Origin of the sequence: Venatorbacter sp. C2-1 (genome assembly GCF_022832715.1) — a bacterium.
Taxonomy (GTDB): Bacteria; Pseudomonadota; Gammaproteobacteria; order Pseudomonadales; family Oceanobacteraceae; genus Venatoribacter; species Venatoribacter alkanivorans.
In genome coordinates this window covers 2,926,016-2,944,281 of record NZ_CP094879.1, presented here as the reverse complement: position 1 = coordinate 2,944,281, position 18,266 = coordinate 2,926,016, and the positions used below count along the sequence as shown (strand labels likewise).

Annotated in this window: 17 protein-coding genes; 16 read left to right on the top strand and 1 reads right to left on the bottom strand. The window is 52.8% G+C overall.

Annotation, left to right across the window (positions count from 1 at the left end; translation table 11 throughout):
- Positions 1-2 precede the first annotated feature (2 nt).
- The 11 genes from MT343_RS13175 to rnhB are packed head-to-tail and all read left to right on the top strand — an operon-like array spanning position 3 to position 11,300.
- Positions 3-770 (top strand): isoprenyl transferase, encoded by a 768-nt coding sequence (locus MT343_RS13175; protein ID WP_145469988.1) that lies wholly within the window; start codon positions 3-5, stop codon positions 768-770.
- The gene (locus MT343_RS13170; RefSeq protein WP_145469989.1) at positions 763-1,608 is read left to right on the top strand and encodes a phosphatidate cytidylyltransferase; all 846 of its coding nucleotides are present in this window, start codon (positions 763-765) and stop codon (positions 1,606-1,608) included. The genes MT343_RS13175 and MT343_RS13170 overlap by 8 nt, the downstream gene beginning before the upstream one ends.
- On the top strand, positions 1,605-2,798 hold the full coding sequence (gene ispC / locus MT343_RS13165; protein WP_145469990.1) for a 1-deoxy-D-xylulose-5-phosphate reductoisomerase: 1,194 nt from the start codon (positions 1,605-1,607) through the stop codon (positions 2,796-2,798). Before MT343_RS13170 ends, ispC begins: the two co-directional genes overlap by 4 nt.
- Positions 2,795-4,135, top strand: coding sequence for an RIP metalloprotease RseP (gene rseP, locus MT343_RS13160; protein ID WP_145469991.1), 1,341 nt, complete (start codon positions 2,795-2,797; stop codon positions 4,133-4,135). The genes ispC and rseP overlap by 4 nt, the downstream gene beginning before the upstream one ends.
- A gap of 32 nt (positions 4,136-4,167) precedes the next feature.
- Positions 4,168-6,726 carry an outer membrane protein assembly factor BamA gene (gene bamA, locus MT343_RS13155; protein ID WP_145469992.1) on the top strand — a complete coding sequence of 853 codons (2,559 nt, stop codon included), beginning with the start codon at positions 4,168-4,170 and terminating at the stop codon, positions 6,724-6,726.
- Positions 6,727-6,758: 32 nt separating this feature from the next.
- The gene (locus MT343_RS13150) at positions 6,759-7,253 is read left to right on the top strand and encodes an OmpH family outer membrane protein (RefSeq protein WP_145469993.1); all 495 of its coding nucleotides are present in this window, start codon (positions 6,759-6,761) and stop codon (positions 7,251-7,253) included.
- Between the two features lie 13 nt (positions 7,254-7,266).
- Positions 7,267-8,295 carry a UDP-3-O-(3-hydroxymyristoyl)glucosamine N-acyltransferase gene (gene lpxD / locus MT343_RS13145; protein WP_186435985.1) on the top strand — a complete coding sequence of 343 codons (1,029 nt, stop codon included), beginning with the start codon at positions 7,267-7,269 and terminating at the stop codon, positions 8,293-8,295.
- Positions 8,295-8,759 (top strand): 3-hydroxyacyl-ACP dehydratase FabZ, encoded by a 465-nt coding sequence (gene fabZ / locus MT343_RS13140; RefSeq protein ID WP_145469995.1) that lies wholly within the window; start codon positions 8,295-8,297, stop codon positions 8,757-8,759. Before lpxD ends, fabZ begins: the two co-directional genes overlap by 1 nt.
- Complete coding sequence (lpxA, locus tag MT343_RS13135; RefSeq protein WP_145469996.1) at positions 8,756-9,526, top strand: acyl-ACP--UDP-N-acetylglucosamine O-acyltransferase; 771 nt, start codon at positions 8,756-8,758, stop codon at positions 9,524-9,526. The genes fabZ and lpxA overlap by 4 nt, the downstream gene beginning before the upstream one ends.
- Positions 9,527-9,528: 2 nt before the next feature.
- A complete protein-coding gene (gene lpxB, locus MT343_RS13130) occupies positions 9,529-10,662 on the top strand; it encodes a lipid-A-disaccharide synthase (protein WP_145469997.1) in 1,134 nt (377 codons plus the stop codon).
- Complete coding sequence (rnhB, locus tag MT343_RS13125) at positions 10,662-11,300, top strand: ribonuclease HII (RefSeq protein WP_145469998.1); 639 nt, start codon at positions 10,662-10,664, stop codon at positions 11,298-11,300. Before lpxB ends, rnhB begins: the two co-directional genes overlap by 1 nt.
- 21 nt (positions 11,301-11,321) lie before the next feature.
- On the opposite strand, the gene MT343_RS13120 is transcribed toward rnhB, so the two are convergent.
- Positions 11,322-12,128, bottom strand: a complete 807-nt coding sequence (locus MT343_RS13120) for a lysophospholipid acyltransferase family protein (RefSeq protein ID WP_186435986.1) — start codon at positions 12,126-12,128, stop codon at positions 11,322-11,324.
- 78 nt (positions 12,129-12,206) lie between these two features.
- Here MT343_RS13120 and MT343_RS13115 point away from each other — a divergent pair, with 78 nt between their 5' ends.
- From MT343_RS13115 to MT343_RS13095, 5 genes are all read left to right on the top strand, one after another.
- Positions 12,207-13,409 (top strand): NAD(P)/FAD-dependent oxidoreductase, encoded by a 1,203-nt coding sequence (locus tag MT343_RS13115; RefSeq protein ID WP_368666048.1) that lies wholly within the window; start codon positions 12,207-12,209, stop codon positions 13,407-13,409.
- 136 nt (positions 13,410-13,545) lie between these two features.
- Positions 13,546-14,085 carry a heme NO-binding domain-containing protein gene (locus tag MT343_RS13110; RefSeq protein ID WP_145470000.1) on the top strand — a complete coding sequence of 180 codons (540 nt, stop codon included), beginning with the start codon at positions 13,546-13,548 and terminating at the stop codon, positions 14,083-14,085.
- The gene (locus MT343_RS13105) at positions 14,085-15,032 is read left to right on the top strand and encodes a sensor histidine kinase (protein WP_145470001.1); all 948 of its coding nucleotides are present in this window, start codon (positions 14,085-14,087) and stop codon (positions 15,030-15,032) included. Before MT343_RS13110 ends, MT343_RS13105 begins: the two co-directional genes overlap by 1 nt.
- A 206-nt stretch (positions 15,033-15,238) precedes the next feature.
- The gene (locus tag MT343_RS13100) at positions 15,239-16,837 is read left to right on the top strand and encodes an isocitrate lyase (protein ID WP_145470002.1); all 1,599 of its coding nucleotides are present in this window, start codon (positions 15,239-15,241) and stop codon (positions 16,835-16,837) included.
- A gap of 315 nt (positions 16,838-17,152) precedes the next feature.
- Positions 17,153-18,232: a GGDEF domain-containing protein gene (locus MT343_RS13095; protein WP_145470003.1), complete on the top strand. Its 1,080-nt coding sequence runs from the start codon at positions 17,153-17,155 to the stop codon at positions 18,230-18,232.
- Positions 18,233-18,266 lie beyond the last annotated feature (34 nt).

Sequence of the window (18,266 nt, the reverse complement as noted above, 5' to 3'; positions counted from 1 at the left end):
TTATGTCAACCAGTATTGATGATACGCAGGCCGTTCAGGGCCAGGTGCCGCGCCATGTTGCCATTATTATGGATGGCAACAACCGCTGGGCTAAGCGCCGTTTTATGCCCGGAGTGGCTGGCCACAAAGCTGGCGTCGATGCCGTACGTGCCGTGGTGGAAACCTCGGCACGTGCCGGTGTTGAAGTGCTGACGCTGTTTGCCTTCAGCAGTGAAAACTGGCGGCGACCGGCGAATGAAGTCAGCGCGCTGATGCAGCTGTTTGTGGTAGCGCTGGAGCGGGAAGTCAGAAAACTGCATCGCAACAATATCCGCTTGCGGGTAATGGGTGATCTGCAGGGATTTTCCAGCAAAATTCAGCAGCTGATTGCCGATGCGGAAAAGCTGACCGCCAATAACGACGCAATGACTCTGGTGATTGCGGCCAATTATGGTGGGCAGTGGGATATTGCCCAGGCCGCACAGCGTATTGCACAGGATGTGCAGGATGGAAAATTACAGCCACAGGATATCGACGAACAACTCTTTCATCGTTATACCTGGCTGAGTGACTTACCGGCACCGGATTTGTTGATCCGTACCGGAGGTGAGCAGCGCATCAGCAACTTTATGCTGTGGCAGACTGCTTATTCGGAATATTACTTTTCCGATGCCTTCTGGCCCGACTTCAAAGAAGAAGAATATCAAAAAGCGTTGGCTGCGTTTGCAGACCGGACAAGACGGTTTGGCCGCACGGACGACCAGTTAGAGGAAGTGAAACAAGGTGTTTAAGGAACGCGTACTGACAGCGCTGGTGCTGGCCCCCCTGATGATCATCGGCATTTTTTTTCTGCCGCTGAAAGAATTCGCTATTTTCATCGCAGCTATCGCCACCATTGGCGCCTGGGAATGGGCAAATATTGCCGGTTACCAGCGTAACTGGAGCCGTGTTGCCTATGCGCTGGTAGTGTTTGTGTGCCTCTATATCAGTGCCCGGGTTCTGAAAATGCACCCGCAATACCTGATTGGTTATCTGGCGGTTGGTACTGCCTGGTGGGTGGTTGCCTTTGCGCTGGTGAAGCGCTATCCGGGAGGTACCGATCTGTGGGCGGCGCGTCCTGTCCGGGCACTGCTGGGCCTCTGTGTACTGGTTCCTATGTGGGTGGGGTTTATGCACCTGAAAACCCAGCCACACAGCTCGTTGCTGATTGTCTACGTGATGCTGATTGTCTGGGGTGCTGATACCGGTGCTTACTTTGCCGGTAAAAAGTGGGGCAATACCAAGCTGGCGCCGCATGTCAGTCCGGGTAAATCCTGGGCCGGTTTCTGGGGTGGTCTGGTAACCACTCTGCTGGTCGCGCTGATATTCGGTGCCTGCGTCCATACCTGGGTGCAGCCGATGGATCTGCACGATGCCTGGCGTCTGCTGGCCATCACCGTTATCACCATGGTGATTTCTGTGCTGGGGGATCTGGTGGAAAGTATGATGAAACGCCACCGTGGTATCAAAGACAGTTCCTCCCTGTTGCCGGGTCACGGCGGCGTACTGGACCGCATTGACAGCATGGCAGCGGCCGTCCCTGTATTCGCCTTCTTTATGCTGATTCTTGACTGGGGTCTGGCTGGATGACAAGCCAGATTACCGTGCTGGGTGCCACTGGCTCGATTGGTCAGAGCACCCTGGACGTCATTCGGCGCCACCCTGAGCGCTATCAGGTTTTTGCGCTTACCGCCGCTACCCGTGCCGATGAAATGGCGGCACTGGTACGCGAATTCTCTCCCCGCTATGCCGTGATGGCAGACAGTGACGCTGCCCGGCGTCTTCAGGCGCAGCTGAACTGTGGCTGCGAGACCACGGTTCTGAGCGGAACCCGTGCGCTGGTAGAGGTTGCTGAAGCCGAAGAAGTTGATCAGGTCATGGCCGCCATCGTTGGTGCAGCCGGGTTGCTGCCAACACTGGCCGCGGCTGAAGCCGGTAAGCGGGTGTTGCTGGCCAACAAAGAAAGTCTGGTCATGGCCGGTCCGCTGTTTATGCAGGCGGTGCGCAAAGGTGGTGCCACGCTGTTGCCGATTGACAGTGAACATAACGCGATCTTTCAGGCTCTGCCGCACAACTATGGCGGCGACTTCAGCGCTCACGGTATCCGTAAAATTCTGCTGACGGCGTCCGGTGGACCTTTCCGCGGTTGCACGGCCGCAGAACTGGAAAACGTCACACCGGCGCAGGCGGTGGCTCATCCGAACTGGTCGATGGGGCAGAAAATCTCCGTCGATTCCGCCACCCTGATGAATAAAGGGCTGGAGCTGATCGAAGCCTGTTTCTTATTTAACTGTGTGCCCGATGATGTACAGGTCGTGGTGCATCCGCAGAGTGTTATCCATTCTATGGTTCAGTACTGTGACGGTTCGGTCATTGCCCAGCTGGGGCAGCCGGATATGCGTACGCCGATCGCTTATGGCCTGGCCTGGCCTGAGCGTATTGATGCGGGCGTGCAGTCGCTGGACCTGTTCAGTATCGCCCGCCTTGATTTTACCCCGCCGGACGAAGAAACCTTTCCCTGTCTGCGACTGGCAAAAGAAGCGTTCAGCGCCGGTGGCACTATGCCTGCGGTACTGAATGCCGCCAACGAAATCGCCGTCGAGGCTTTCCTGCGGGAACAAATTCCGTTCAGTTTTATTCCAACTCTGATCGCCCGGGTTATGGCCCAGCATGATGTGCAGCCGATTCAGCATCTGGCTGATGTGATGGCCGCGGATCAGTGGGCACGTGACTGTGCAGGCGCACAGCTGGATGCCGCTAACGGGAGAGTGAACGGGTGACGTTACTGTATTTTATTATCGCCATCAGTCTGCTGGTGGTGATTCATGAATTTGGCCACTTTTGGGTAGCGCGCCGTTGCGGCGTACAGGTGCTGCGCTTTTCGGTCGGTTTCGGTAAGCCTTTCTGGTCGTTTACCGATAAGCAGGGTACTGAATTTGCCATTGCTCCTATCCCGCTGGGCGGCTACGTGAAAATGCTGGATGAGCGCGAAGCCCCGGTGCCCGAGCATCTGCTTGACCAGGCTTTTAACCGTAAGTCGCCATGGGCGCGCATTGCCATTGCTTCGGCGGGTCCGGTTGCCAATTTTATTTTCGCCCTGCTGGCTTACTGGCTGCTGTTTGTTTCCGGTACCAGCGGCTTTGTACCCGTGGTGGGCACTGTGGCAGAAGACTCGGTAGCGGCGGTGGCCGGGGTGCGCAGTGGTGATGAAATCGTTGCTATTAATGATCACGAAACCACGACCTGGCAGGAAGTTAGCTGGCAGCTGGTGGGTTTTCTGGGTGAGGACGCCGATGTTCGTCTGACGCTGCAGGGTAGCGATGGCAGTCGCCGTTCGGCGCTGCTGCAACTGAATGACTGGCTGACCGATCAGGAAGTACCGGACCCGTTAGCCGGGCTGGGTATTGAACCACGCCGGCTGGATGTACCGGCGGTGGTCGGTGAGGTCCAGCCTGGCGGTGCCGCCGCAGCGGCGGGTATTCAGGCCGGGGACCATGTGGTTGCGATCAATGGCAACCCTGTTGCCGACTGGTATGGCTGGGTTGAGCATGTCCGTGCTGCGCCCGGAGTCTCTCTGCAGCTGACGCTGGAGCGTAAGGGGGCACTGGTTGACCTTACCCTGACGCCTGGCAGTAAGACACTGGACGATGGCTCCGTTATCGGTTTTGTCGGCGCCGGAGTGGTCGCGCCAGAGATTCCTGAAGACTGGATGCGAACCAGCCATGCCGGTGTTGTGCAGGGTTTGTGGCTGAGTGTGAACAAAACCAGCGATCTGATTGTCTTTACCCTCGATTCCCTGTGGAAGATGGTACTGGGTGATGTGTCGGTAAAGAACTTGAGCGGGCCTATCACCATTGCTAAAGTAGCCGGCGCTTCGGCTTCGGGAGGGCTGGAAGCCTTTATCGGATTTTTGGCATTGTTGAGTATTTCTCTCGGAGTACTGAATTTATTGCCGGTGCCCATGCTGGACGGCGGGCATATCCTGTTTTACCTCGTTGAGGTAGTACGCGGCAGACCTCTGCCAGAACGTGTTCAGATCATTGCCGTGCAGTTCGGTTTATTCCTGCTGTTAAGCCTGATGCTGGTTGCTTTTTACAACGATATAAGTCGGCTGTAGTTGATTGCCGAGTTGCTTGGATAACTATTTACATGCGTTCTTTGCTGTTTACGCTTTTTCTGGGGTTACTGTCGTCCATCGTCCGCGCCGAATCCTTTGTCGTTGAAGATATCCGTCTTGAAGGTCTGCAGCGGGTATCTGCCGGTACGGTATTCGAAGCTTTTCCTGTCAATGTGGGCGATCAGGTGGATTCTGCCCGTCTGGTCACGGCCTCCAAGCGCTTATTTAAATCCGGCTTATTTAATGATGTGCAGCTGCTGCGTGATGGCAATATCCTGATCGTACAGGTGGTTGAGCTGCCGACTATTACCGGTATCGAAATTGACGGTAACAAAGCCATTCAGACGGAAATGCTGCTGGATGGTCTGAAGCAGTCGGGGCTGGCCGAAGGCCTGGTATTCAAGCGTTCTACGCTGGAACGCATCTCGCTGGAACTGGAACGTCAGTATGTGGCGCAGGGCCGTTATGATGCCGGTATTGAAACCGAAGTTGTGCGTCTGCCGCGCAACCGTGTGTCGCTGAAAATTCATGTCGAAGAGGGCAGCGTCGCCACCATCGAACATATCAATATTGTCGGCAACGAAGCGTTCAGCGATGACGAACTGCTGAAACAATTCCAGCTGCAGACCAGTAATTTCTGGTCCTGGTATTCCAGCGACAACAAATACAGCCGTGAGAAATTATCCGGCGATCTGGAAAAACTGCGCTCTTATTATCTCGACCGTGGTTATATCCGCTTTAACATCGAATCCACTCAGGTATCGGTATCCCCGGATAAAGAAGGGGTTTATATCACCGTTAACCTCACTGAGGGCGATGTGTATTCGGTGAAAGACATCAAAATGGCCGGTAACCTGGTGCTGGATGAAGCCGAGTTTACCCGCCTGCAGCTGATTAAAACGGGCGATACCTTTTCCCGTCAGCTGGTTACTTATTCCAGTGATCTGATGTCCAAGCGTCTGGGCAATGATGGTTACACCTTTGCCAAGGTTGATGGCATTCCGAAAATTCATGACGAAGATAAAACCGTCGATCTGACCTTCTTTGTTGAGCCGGGTAAGCGTACTTATGTTCGCCGCATTAACTTTACCGGTAACGAAGGCACCAAAGACGAAGTGCTGCGCCGTGAAATGCTGCAAATGGAAGGTGGCTGGGCCTCGACCGATAAAATTGATGCCGGTAAAAACCGTCTGAATCAGTTGGGCTTCTTCAAAACCGTAAACGTTGAAACACCAGCGGTTCCGGGCTCCGACGATCTGATTGACGTGAATTACAACGTTGAAGAACAACTCAGTGGCAGTCTGAACTTCAATATCGGTTACGCCGGTGGTAGCGGCATGATTCTGGGGGCCAGTGTCAGCCAGAATAACTTCTTCGGTACCGGTAACCGTATGTCGCTTGGTGTACAGAAAAACAATACGGTGCAGTCGTATAACTTCTCTTACCTGAATCCGTATTACACCATCGACGGTGTGAGCCGTGGTTTTAACCTGTTCTACCGTAAAACCGACTATGCCAGCCTGAATACGGTCAGTGATTATCAGACCAACACCAAAGGCGGTAACGTGACCTTCGGCTACCCGATTTCCAGCCGTCAGCGTTTATCGTTCTCTGTTGGTTTTGCCAATACCGAAATGTTTGAAGGCACCACGGTGCCGGCGGAAATTGTCGACTTTCTGGAGAAAGAAGGTGACAACTTTGATGAATACACGCTGGGCCTGAACTGGCGTTATAACAACCTGAACCGTGGTCTGTTCCCAACGGCAGGTACCGAGCATAAATTGTCTGCAGACGTTTCCGTGCCGGGCAGTGACCTGACGTACTTTAAACTGGGTTACACCGCTAACTATTACTTCCCGATTGCTGAAGAATGGGCGTTGCGTCTGCGTACCGATCTGGGCTACGGCGATGGCTTCGGCGATCTTGAGCGCCTGCCGTTCTTCAAGAACTTCCGTTCCGGTGGTATCGGTTCGGTGCGTGGTTACCGCTCCAACAGTCTCGGGCCTAAAGGTCTGCCTGAATACGCACCGGTCAGCGTGGTACAGACCGATGCTGATGGTAATGTCGTGTATGAAACCGATGAGTTGGGTCGTCCGGTGGTGGACACCTCCGCGCCAACCGTGGTGTATAAAACCGACGAAGACGGTGCGGCGGTACTGGTCAGCAACAGCAATCAATATAAGCCGAAATACGAAACCAACAGCGATGGCTCCGTTGTCACCGCGCCTTACTATCTCGAAAGTGAACGTGCTCTGGGCGGTAACGTCCTGGCTGAAGCCAGTTTCGAGCTGATTTTCCCGCTGCCTTTTATTGAAGATCGCCGCTCGGTACGCAGTGTTCTGTTCTTCGATGCGGGAAATGCATTCACCAGTGAATGCTATGTGCCTTATGATGCTGATGTTCCGACACTCACCAAACACCCTTATTGTAATGAGGGGATTGATTTGGCTGAGATGCGTTTGAGCACCGGGGTAGGGCTGACCTGGATTACAGCGATCGGACCTCTGACCTTTACCTATTCGGTACCGCTGAACGAAAAACGCGGTGACCGTACAGAAGGATTCGAGTTCTCGCTGGGACAGGTTTTCTGATTGTATAACGACAAATAAATAAGGAGTCTGGGATGCGTTGGTTTATTGCGGTAATGGCGGCACTGTGTGTTCAGGTTGCAGCAGCAGAGGCAGGTAAAGTAGGCGTTGTCGATATGGAGCGTGCACTGTTCCTGTCGGATGCAGCAAAAGTTTCGATTAAGCAGTTCGAAGCCGATAACAAAACCGATATTGAAAAGCTGAAAGGTCTGGAAACAGACCTGTTGGCGCTGAAAGAAAAAACCGAGAAAGACGGTGACGTAATGAGCGATGATGAGCGTCGCAAATTGGCCAATGACTACGAACAGAAGTCAACAGAATACAAATTCTATGGCCGTAAGCTGCAACAGCTGGAACAGAAATGGAAGCGCGAATTTTTCCAAACACAGTTGCCTCAACTTGAAAAGTTGCTTAAAGCAATCATCGATGAGGGCGGTTATGATGTGGTGCTTCAGTCCGGTGCGGTGATTTACTCATCACCAAAGACGGATCTGACCAAGTTGTTGTTGGAACGCTTGAACGCCAAGTAAGCGATTTCGGGACATGATGATGCAATTAAGCTTAGGTGAACTGGCTCAGCGACTGGGAGCCGAATTGATTGGTGATGCCGATACGGTCATTCGTGGGGTGAATACCCTGAAAGATGCGACCGCGACCGATGTCAGTTTCCTGGCCAATGCCAGTTACCGCCGCCAGCTGTCAGACAGTAATGCAGGAGCGGTAATCGTTGGTGCCAAAGAAGCGGCAGAGGTAAAAGGCGCTGCTCTGATTGTGGCCAATCCTTACCTGAGCTTTGCGCTTGTGACCCAGATGTTTGATAACCGTCCGCAACCAGTGCGTGGCGTCCACCCCTCTGTGGTGGTGGCTGCCAGTGCAACTCTGGGGGCGGATGTCAGTATCGCTGCCAATGTGGTGATTGGTGAACATTGTGTGATTGGTGACGGTTGTGAAATCGGCGCCAATACCGTGATCGGCGACCACTGTGTACTGGGCCGTGATTGTCTGCTGCGCGCTAACGTTACGCTGTACCACGATGTGGTGCTGGGTGATCGGGTGCAGATACATTCCGGTGCAGTAATTGGTGCGGATGGTTTCGGCTTTGCGCCGGACAAAGGCCGCTGGCATAAAATTGCCCAGCTCGGCGGGGTTCGTATCGGTAATGACGTCGACATCGGCGCCAATACCTGTGTTGACCGTGGTGCGTTGGCCGATACCGTCATCGAAGATAACGTCATTCTCGACAACCTTATTCAGATTGGCCACAACGTGCGTCTGGGTGAGGGAAGCGCAATGGCGGCCAATGTAGGTGTTGCCGGCAGTACTACTATCGGAAAACACTGCACGGTTTCTGGTGGTGCTGGTATTGCCGGGCATCTGACCCTTGCTGATGGCGTACATGTGGCTGCTATGACCACGATCAGTAAATCGATCACCGAGTCAGGGGCATATGCGACCGGGACTGCACAGATGCCGCTGAATGAATGGCGTCGCAGTGCAACTCGCTTCCGACAACTGGATTCTATGGCCAAACGGCTGCAACAGTTAGAAAAAAGTCACGAAGGTAAAGCTTGATGCCAGCGCACACTATTCAAGAGATACAGGAATTTTTGCCACATCGTTATCCGTTCCTGTTAGTTGACCGAATTAAGGAAGTGAATCTGGACGCCGAGGACGGCGCCAATATCCGGGTCATTAAAAATGTCACCATTAATGAAGAATTCTTTAATGGCCATTTTCCCGGACACCCAATCATGCCCGGCGTATTAACGCTGGAAGCTATGGCCCAGACAGCAGGATTGTTGGGGCTGACCATGCTGGGCGATAAACGTAAGCCGACAACACTGTATTATTTTGCTGGTGCCGATCATGTGCGCTTCAAGCGCCCGATTGTGCCGGGTGATCAGGTATGTCTCGAAGCCCGCTTTATGAGTGGCCGTCGTGGTATCTGGAAATTCGATTGCCGTGCACTGGTTGATAATAACGTGGTCTGTGCGGCAGAAATCACCTGTGCAGAGAGAGAGCTGGAGCAAGCATGATAGACCCGAGAGCCATCGTTGATCCCGGTGCCCGTATTGCGGCAAACGTGGAAATAGGGCCTTTTTCCATTATCGGTCCGGATGTAGAAATCGGCGAAGGTACAGTTATTGGCCCGCATGTGATTGTTCGCGGGCCAACGACTATTGGGAAGAATAACCGCATATTTCAGTTCTCCAGCATTGGTGAAGAGTGCCAGGACAAGAAATATGCCGGAGAGCCAACCACTCTGGTGATTGGCGATAACAATGTGATCCGTGAGGCCTGCACTTTCCACCGCGGAACAGTGCAGGATAATGGCACCACCATCGTCGGCAGTAATAACCTGTTTATGGTGAATGTACATGTCGCACACGATGCCATTATTGGTGATAACTGTATTCTGGCGAACGACACCAACGTTGCCGGCCATGTAAAAATTGGTGATTGGGCGATTCTGGGCGGTGCTACGCAGGTGCATCAGTTTTGCCTGATCGGCGCACACTCTATGTGTGGCGCCGGTACTGTGGTGTTAAAAGATATTCCTGCTTATGTGATGGCGCTGGGTTATCCGGCGACTCCGCATGGCATTAACAGTGAAGGCCTGAAACGCCGTGGTTTCAGCAAAGAAAGCATTATGCTGATCCGCAATGCTTATAAAATTCTTTACCGTCAGGGGCTGACTCTGGCTGAGGCACTGGAAGAACTGGTACCTCTGGCCGGGCAGGACGATGGCGTGCGCTTATTGGTTGACAGTCTGCAGGCTGCGTCACGGGGCATTATCCGATAATTATGCGTATTGCTATTGTTGCCGGTGAGACGTCGGGCGATATGCTCGGCGCAGGCCTGATTAAATCTCTTAAAGCCCGCTACCCCGATGCCCAGTTTGAAGGTATCGGCGGCCCGTTGATGCAGGCTCATGGTTTCCACAGTTTTGTACCGATGGAACGTCTGGCGGTAATGGGGCTGGTGGAGGTACTCGGGCGCTTATTCGAGCTGCTGAAGGTCCGCCGTGATCTGGTCAAATACTGGAAGAAAAATCCACCGGATGTCTTTATCGGCATCGATGCCCCGGATTTTAATCTCACTCTGGAACAGAAATTACGTGCAGCGGGTATTAAAACCGCGCATTACGTCAGTCCTTCGGTCTGGGCCTGGCGGGAAAAGCGCGTGTTTAAAATAGCCAAAGCCGTCGATCTGATGCTGACGCTGTTTCCGTTTGAAGCCCGGTTCTATGAAGAACATCAGGTGCCGGTGAAATTTGTCGGCCATCATCTGGCAGATAAAATCCCGTTTGAAACACCGGTCGCTCCGGCCCGGGAAACGCTTGGACTGGATAGCAAACGTCCGGTGGTTTGTCTGATGCCCGGCAGTCGCAGTGGTGAGGTCGAACGCTTGGGAGCTTTGTTTCTGCAGACTGCCGAACGCATGTTGCTGAAGCGCAACGACCTGCAATTTATTATTCCGGCAGCCTCGGTCGAGCGCCGCAATCAGATTGAAGCGATGCTCGCCGCCTATCCGGCCAGCCTGCCGGTTAAAGTGGTGCTGGGTCAGTCGCATACCTGTATGGCCGCTGCCGATACTATTTTACTGGCGTCCGGTACAGCGACTCTCGAAGCCATGCTGCTGAAAAAGCCAATGGTGGTGAGTTATATCGTGGCGCCACTGACGTATAAAATTCTGAAAAAGCTGGTCACTCAGCCTTATATTTCGCTGCCTAATTTACTGGCCGGACGCGAATTAGTACCGGAGTTTATTCAGCACGATGCTACGTCTGAAAATCTGTCTGAAGCACTGCTGGTGCGTCTGGAAGATTCTGATGCCATGCATCAGCTGCATGAAACCTTTCTGTTTATTCACCGTCAGCTGAAGCGTAATGCCGATGATGAAGCGGCGGATGCGATCAGCGCTTTGCTGCAGCGATAATGACTGACGCTATCACGACTGAAAAAGCCACTGCTTTTCAGACCGAAATCGAAGCATCCCTGTTCGAGCAGGGCATTCCTTATTGCGGTGTGGATGAAGCCGGCGCCGGCCCTTTATGCGGTGACGTTATGGCTGCGGCTGTCATTCTTGATCCGGAAAATCCGATCGAAGGGCTGAACGATTCGAAAAAACTCACGGAAAAAAAGCGTGAAAAATTATTCGATGAAATCCGTGAAAAAGCGCTCGATTATTGTATTGCCCGTGCCACGGTAGAAGAGATTGACCGGCTGAATATTCTTAATGCGCGTATGCTGGCAATGAGCCGCGCGATTGACGGCCTTAAATTGCCTTGCCAGCACGCGCTGGTGGACGGTAATAAAGCGCCGCAAACCCCGCTCGAAGTAACCACTATCATTAAAGGCGACAGTCTGGTAACGGCGATTTCTGCAGCCTCGGTACTGGCTAAAGTTCAGCGCGACCGGGAAATGCTGGAACTGGATAAACAGTATCCGGGGTACGGTTTTGCCAAACACAAAGGTTATGGCACCGCCGCGCATATGGAAGCCTTACAGGCGCTTGGTCCCTGCGAAATTCACCGGCGCAGTTATGCACCGGTAAAAGCCCTGCTGCAGGACTGAACAAACGGATTTAATGCGCACTTAACGGCGGAATTTAATCGCCTGTTCGTAAGTGCGGCGACGCAGAAGATCGCGCATGGCCTCATTGCTTTCCAGCTGTGCCAGTTCCTGCCATTCTATCCGTTCACCAATTCCCATCTGAATCGTTGAGTTTTGTTTCTTCAGGAATTCTGCCGGAATCCGCAGCGTGCGCAGCGCAGGGTGCACTTTTCCCAGCATATGAAAACTGCGGCTGTTATGACCATGAAAGTAAATCGGGATGACCGGCACTTCGGCTTTGCGGATCAGACGCATACTGGAAATTGACCAGGGGCGGTCATAAACACCGGATTGGCCTTTATACCAGGTTGACACTTCCCCGGCGGGGAACAGCCCCAGCCCTTCACCACGTTCCAGCTGAGCCAGAGATTTACGCATACCGCCCATGCCTTTCGGGCCTGAATTTTCAAATGGGTTCACGGTGATAAACAGGTCGGATATCGGTGCAAAATAGCTCAGTAAAAAATTAGCAACCGCACGGAATTCGGGGCGCTTCCGGCCAATTACCAACAGCAGAATAACGCCATCAAGAAAGCCAAAAGGGTGGTTGGACACGGTAACAAAAGGCCCTTCTGCAGGAATGGCCGCATCAAGGGCTGCAGGGTCGTAATCCAGATGGATTTTCAGGTGGTGCAGGGCATTTTCAATCATATCGATGCCCTGTTTTTCGTCCAGCTGATTGTAGATACGGTTCAGTGTCGGACCTTTCAGCAGGCGCAGCAGAAATTCCAGTTTACGCGGTGTCAGGCCGGTGGCCTGCAGTAAGCCCTGACGATCAAACAACTCCATAGCGCAACTACTCTTTATTATTGGATTCGGTGGCATAATAGCGCCCTGTCCACAGACCGCGGCGCGTTGAATAATTTTATGACCGAAATGCTACAGAAATTTGATGTTATCGTCATTGGCGCCGGTGCCGCCGGATTAATGTGCGCTGCACAAGCGGCTGCCCGTGGCCGTTCGGTACTGATTGTTGATCATGCCAATAAAGCGGGTAAGAAAATTCTGATGTCGGGTGGTGGGCGTTGTAATTTTACCAATTACTTTGTCGCCCCTGATAAATACCTCAGCCATAACCCGCATTTCTGTAAGTCGGCGCTGAAACGTTATACCCAATGGGATTTTATTGCGTTGGTGGAATCCCATGGTATTGCCTATCACGAAAAGAAAGACGGCCAGCTGTTCTGCGATAACAAAGCATCGGACGTCCTCAATATGCTGCTCAGCGAGTGTGAGCAGCAGGGCGTGCAGATCTGGCTGGACACCGCAGCCAGTGATATTGCTCAGAGCGATCAGTCAGGCTGTCGTTATCAGATGAAGGCGGGCAGTCGCTTGCTTGGCTGTGAGTCGCTGGTGGTTGCCACCGGCGGGCCGTCAATTCCAACGTTGGGAGCGACAGGCTTTGGCTATGAACTGGCGCAGCAGTTTGGTCTTAAGGTATATCCGCCGCGGGCGGGTCTGGTGCCTTTTACCCTGACCGATCATAACAAGCAGCTGAGTGAGGCATTGTCCGGCACGGCACTTAATATTGAGGTGGAGTGCGCGGGCCAGGTTTTCCGCGACGATATGCTGTTTACCCACCGCGGGCTCAGCGGACCGGCGATGCTGCAGATCTCGTCGTACTGGCAGCCGAGTCTGAGCCTGATGATTAATCTGCTGCCTGAACAGGATGTGGCAGCGCTGCTGCGCCAGTTGCAGCATGAGCGGCCAAAGCTGACGCTGAAAAACTGGCTGGCGGAGCTGACCACACAGAAGTTTGCCGAGTACTGGCTGGCATCCTCTGTCTGGCAACAAAGCACGCTGGCTCAGCTGTCCGGTGCCGATATGGATGCCATTGCTCAGGGGCTGCATCAGTGGCAGGTTAAACCGGCCGGAACCGAAGGTTACCGCACCGCCGAGGTGGCACTGGGCGGAGTTGATACCGCTGAGTTGTCATCCAAAACCATGGAAGCGCAACGCTTCCCGGGCTTGTTCTTTATTGGCGAAGTGGTGGATGTCACCGGTCATCTGGGCGGGTTTAACTTCCAGTGGGCCTGGTCAAGTGCAGTGGCAGCCGCTGAGTTTGTCTGATGCATTCGCGTACAAGACGGTCTTAAAACCACATTATTAAGATACTTTTCTTCTGACAGCCGGAAGGTAGATCTGAGTGACCGGAGATTGATTGGCTAAACTGAAGTCAAACTGGTCTGTTACGGGAAGACTTCCGATGAAAGGTGTGGTTTTTGACATCCTGCGTGACATGGTCGAGGAGCAGTTCGGCCTTGCTGGCTGGAATGCGCTACTCGATAAGGCCGGTGCTGATGGGCTGTATATCTCAACCCAGACCTATCCGGACGAGGAGTTACTGAAACTGGTTGCTGCAGCCAGCGAGGTAACGGGTAAACCTGCCGATGAGCTGGTGTTCAGCTTTGGTGAGTTTATGGTGAAAGAGTTCTACAAGCGCTTTCCGGGATTTTTCGATAACGCCAGTGGCCTGATTGATTTCCTGATATCGGTTGACCGCATCGTGCATGTCGAGGTGAGGAAACTCTATCCGGATGCGGCCCTGCCCAGTTTCACCTATGAAGGTGGCAGCAGTGACGAAGTCACGATGAATTATCGCTCTCCGCGTAAGCTTTGCCGGCTGGCAGAAGGCCTGATCGCCGGCAGTGCCGAGCATTTTGGCGAGAAATATCAGCTGCAGCACGATCCTTGTATGCACCGGGGCGCAGATTGTTGCAGTCTGCACATTAAGCTGGAGAGGTAATGGTCGCGATGTCTGAGATGGATTACGAAAAAGCCTACCTGCGGGAGAAACAGCTGCGTAAACAAGCGGAGCAATTGTTGGAAGACCGTTCGCGTGAACTCTTTCTGACCAATGAACAGCTGAAAGAAGTAAACCGCAATTTGCAGGAGCAGCAGCAGATTGTTGTGCAATCAGAAAAAATGGCTTCGCTTGGCGTCCTGGCCGCCGGGGTCGCCCATGAAATTAATAATCCACTGGGCTATATCTACAGCAATTTTTCCAGTCTGGTGGAAGGTCTGCAGGATATACAACGTTTTCTGCATCATATGGACGGTATCATCGCTAAAGGCGACACTGCCGAATCTCTGCGTGATGGCTGGCGTAATGCCTTATTACAATATGATATTGCCTACCTGCTCAGTGATTATCAGAGTCTGGCACTGGAAACCATTGAAGGGCTGGAGCGGGTAAAGCAGATTGTGGCCGATCTGAAATCCTTTATCCGCCAGGACGATGGTGAAAAAGCGCCGGTGGATGTGAATGACTGCCTGCGTGGGGCGCTGAATATTCTTAATAATCAGACCAAGTACCATGCGCAGGTCGATGTTGATTATGGTGAGCTACCGGTTATTCAGGGCTATTTTGGCAAGCTCAATCAGGTGTTTACCAACCTGATCGCCAATGCCAATCAGGCCGTACCGGAAAATGGTCTGATCCGTATCAGCAGCCGGCTGGTGGATGGCTGGATTGAGGTTGCGGTCAGCGATAACGGCCACGGCATCAGCGAAGAGAACATGCGCTACCTGTTTACCCCGTTTTTTACCACCAAGCCGGTTGGGGAGGGCACGGGCCTGGGATTGTCGATTTCCCATGGCATGGTGCAGGAGCACGGCGGCGAAATACTGGTAAAAAGTAAACCCGGCGAGGGCTCGACCTTTACCGTCAGACTGCCTGTTAAGACCGATTAGCCGGGACTTCCCGCGTATCTGCTCAGCCTTGTCGGGCTGACCTCTCTTGTTTGACTCCTTCATTCATATAAGAAATATCAGGTATACATGGTATTGATTTCAATTATGGGGATGAAATCACTACTATTCGCCTGCATTTAACGTATCGCCCGCAGTCATTGTGACTGTCAGGACGAACGTCACCCACCAACTTGAAGGACTGATTCATGTCATACCAAGCTGAAACCAAAACCGCTCAGGCGCTGATCGAACAGAACGGTGCTCAGTGGTCTGCTATCAAGCCAGAATCTGTAGCCCGTATGCGTCTGCAGAACAAATTCAAAACCGGTCTGGATATCGCTAAGTACACTGCCGCTATCATGCGTCGTGACATGGCTGCATTCGATGCAGACAAAACCAAATACACTCAGTCTCTGGGTTGCTGGCACGGTTTCGTAGGTCAGCAGAAACTGATCTCCATCAAGAAGCACTTCGGTACTACCGAACGTAAATACCTGTACCTGTCTGGCTGGATGGTTGCTGCTCTGCGTTCTGACTTCGGTCCACTGCCTGACCAGTCTATGCACGAGAAGACTGTTGTTGCTGACCTGATCGAAGAACTGTACAAGTTCCTGCGTCAGGCTGATGCACGTGAACTGGGTGGCCTGTTCCGTGAACTGGACGCTGCACGCGCTGCTGGCGACGAAGCTAAAGCCAAAGAAGTCGAAGCTAAGATCGATAACTACGAAACTCACATCGTACCTATCATCGCTGACATCGACGCTGGTTTCGGTAACGAAGAAGCTACCTACCTGCTGGCTAAGAAAATGATCGAAGCGGGTGCTTGTGCACTGCAGATCGAAAACCAGGTTGCTGATGAGAAGCAGTGTGGTCACCAGGACGGTAAAGTTACTGTTCCACACGCTGATTTCCACTCTAAAATCCGCGCTCTGCGTTACGCTTTCCTGGAAATGGGTGTTGACGACGGTATCATCGTTGCACGTACCGACTCCGAAGGTGCTGGCCTGACCAAGCAGATCGCTGTTGTGAACGAGCCAGGTGACGAAGGCGACATCTACAACTCCTTCCTGGACGTTGAAGAAGTAACTCCTGAAGAAACCAAAGCTGGTGACGTACTGATCAGCCGTGATGGCAAACTGGTTCGTCCTAAGCGTCTGGCTTCTGGTCTGTTCCAGTTCCGTGAAGGTACTGGCCATGAGCGTTGCGTATTCGACTGTATCCACGCTATCAACGCTGGTGCTGACCTGCTGTGGATCGAAACTGCGATCCCAACTGTTCACGAAATCCGTGACATGATGAACGACGTTCGTAAAGTTCACCCAGATGCGAAACTGGTTTACAACAACTCTCCATCTTTCAACTGGACTCTGAGCTTCCGTCAGCAGACCTATGATGCATGGGTTGCTGAAGGTAAAGACGTTTCTGCTTACGACCGTAGCAAGCTGATGTCTGCTGACTACGATGCGTCTGAGCTGGCTGCAGAAGCTGACAAGCGTATCCAGAACTTCCAGGCTGAATCTTCACGTGAAGCGAACATCTTCCATCACCTGATCACTCTGCCTACTTACCACACCACTGCTCTGTCTGTGGATAACCTGGCTAAAGAATACTTCGGCGAAGCCGGTATGCTGGGTTATGTTGCTGGCGTACAGCGTAAGGAAATCCGTCAGGGTATCGCTTGCGTTAAGCACCAGAACATGTCCGGTTCTGACATCGGTGATGATCACAAAGAGTACTTCTCTGGTGATTACGCACTGAAAGCAGGCGGTGCTAAGAACACTTCTAACCAGTTCAACAACATCTAAGATCTCTTAGAAAATGTTGACACGTTAGTGTTCAGAAAAAGCGACCTTCGGGTCGCTTTTTTTATGGCTGTTATCCGCTGCCGGGGAAAGGGAGGGGCATACTGCAGGCTGTAACATTCTGCAACGGCATGTTGCCTTTAGGCGTTACCAAAACTCACAGAAGATCCATCGTCTCGGTAGGTATTACTCGTTAATATCAATATCAGTGGCGTATATTTACCAATAGCTGTGGCTCTGCAGTTGTCTGGTCATGCCTTATCGCCTTGCCGTTCCCGTCTTCTTCTTACGTGGTGGCAGGCCCTGACAGGAAACATCATGGCGGTTACCCCGGAATCCCTTCACCAGCGTGTGATTTTTAAGGTTTTGCTGTTAATGGTCAGCGGTGCTGGCATCCTGTACTTCCTTATTAATATTCAGCGCGGACTGGTCGGGCTGGCCTGGGTTGAGCTGGCGATGAGCATCGCCTCGTTGTGGTTATGGCGTAATGTCGATGCTTTGAAAGCCCTGCGGCTGTGGTCTTTTCTGTACCTGATCCCGTTTTTCTCCATCATCCTGTTTGCATTATCTGACCCACGTATCAGCTACGGTATGTTTGTCTGGGTACTGCTGATTCCGATTGTTTCTTATCTGTTGCTCGGTTTGTGGCGCGGCTTTGCTATGGCCTGCCTTTTTATGACGCTGGCAGCCATCGTTTATATCTGGCGCTTCCACAGTAACCCGGAAGTGATTAATACGGTTGTACTGGCGAATGTGATGGTGTGTGCCGCTGCCTTGTGGGCCTTCTCTCATATTTATGAGTCAAGCCGCGAACGTTCGCAAAGAATCCTGCTGAAGCTGGCATCCATAGATGCTCTGACCGGTTTATATAACCGTCTGCGTCTGACTGAAATCTTTAACCGTGAGCGTCAGCAGGCCGAAGTCCAGCGACAGCCGCTCAGTCTGCTGCTGATCGACCTCGATTATTTTAAGAAAATTAACGACCATTACGGCCATGACACAGGCGATCAGGTTCTGGTGGCTGTCGCGTCTCATATTCAGCGGAATATCCGTCGCCGGGATTCGGCCTTTCGCCTCGGTGGCGAAGAATTCTGCATCCTGCTGCCCGGGAGTGGGCGGGAAGAAGCACATGTTGTTGCCGACGTTTTACGCACTGGCCTGGCGGAACAGCATCCGCTGGTGGCGGGTCTGCCGGTCACACCGACGCTGAGTGCCGGAGTTGCCACCCTCGGTGATGACGGAAAGGATTTTGTTCACCTCTACAGCATGGCCGATCAGCGATTGTATCTGGCCAAGCATTCCGGCCGGAACCGCGTGGTCAGTCAGGGGCAGGCGCTGCAGGGCGATTCTGTTGCGGGAGAAAATGCATCGTCTCCGGTATTGCAGGCAACGCTGTAATTCTGATGTGCGGATTACCTCTTTATGGTCGCGA

What these genes read in the sequence shown, in the direction of transcription:
- MT343_RS13110 (WP_145470000.1), top strand. Translation starts at nt 13,546, where the DNA reads ATGAAAGGTGTGGTTTTTGACATCCTGCGTGACATGGTCGAGGAGCAG.
- MT343_RS13175 (WP_145469988.1), top strand. Translation starts at nt 3, where the DNA reads ATGTCAACCAGTATTGATGATACGCAGGCCGTTCAGGGCCAGGTGCCG.
- lpxB (WP_145469997.1), top strand. Translation starts at nt 9,529, where the DNA reads ATGCGTATTGCTATTGTTGCCGGTGAGACGTCGGGCGATATGCTCGGC.
- MT343_RS13105 (WP_145470001.1), top strand. Translation starts at nt 14,085, where the DNA reads ATGGTCGCGATGTCTGAGATGGATTACGAAAAAGCCTACCTGCGGGAG.
- fabZ (WP_145469995.1), top strand. Translation starts at nt 8,295, where the DNA reads ATGCCAGCGCACACTATTCAAGAGATACAGGAATTTTTGCCACATCGT.
- MT343_RS13150 (WP_145469993.1), top strand. Translation starts at nt 6,759, where the DNA reads ATGCGTTGGTTTATTGCGGTAATGGCGGCACTGTGTGTTCAGGTTGCA.
- ispC (WP_145469990.1), top strand. Translation starts at nt 1,605, where the DNA reads ATGACAAGCCAGATTACCGTGCTGGGTGCCACTGGCTCGATTGGTCAG.
- lpxD (WP_186435985.1), top strand. Translation starts at nt 7,267, where the DNA reads ATGATGATGCAATTAAGCTTAGGTGAACTGGCTCAGCGACTGGGAGCC.
- MT343_RS13120 (WP_186435986.1), bottom strand. Translation starts at nt 12,128, where the DNA reads ATGGAGTTGTTTGATCGTCAGGGCTTACTGCAGGCCACCGGCCTGACA.
- MT343_RS13095 (WP_145470003.1), top strand. Translation starts at nt 17,153, where the DNA reads ATGGCGGTTACCCCGGAATCCCTTCACCAGCGTGTGATTTTTAAGGTT.
- MT343_RS13115 (WP_368666048.1), top strand. Translation starts at nt 12,207, where the DNA reads ATGACCGAAATGCTACAGAAATTTGATGTTATCGTCATTGGCGCCGGT.
- bamA (WP_145469992.1), top strand. Translation starts at nt 4,168, where the DNA reads ATGCGTTCTTTGCTGTTTACGCTTTTTCTGGGGTTACTGTCGTCCATC.
- rnhB (WP_145469998.1), top strand. Translation starts at nt 10,662, where the DNA reads ATGACTGACGCTATCACGACTGAAAAAGCCACTGCTTTTCAGACCGAA.
- lpxA (WP_145469996.1), top strand. Translation starts at nt 8,756, where the DNA reads ATGATAGACCCGAGAGCCATCGTTGATCCCGGTGCCCGTATTGCGGCA.
- MT343_RS13100 (WP_145470002.1), top strand. Translation starts at nt 15,239, where the DNA reads ATGTCATACCAAGCTGAAACCAAAACCGCTCAGGCGCTGATCGAACAG.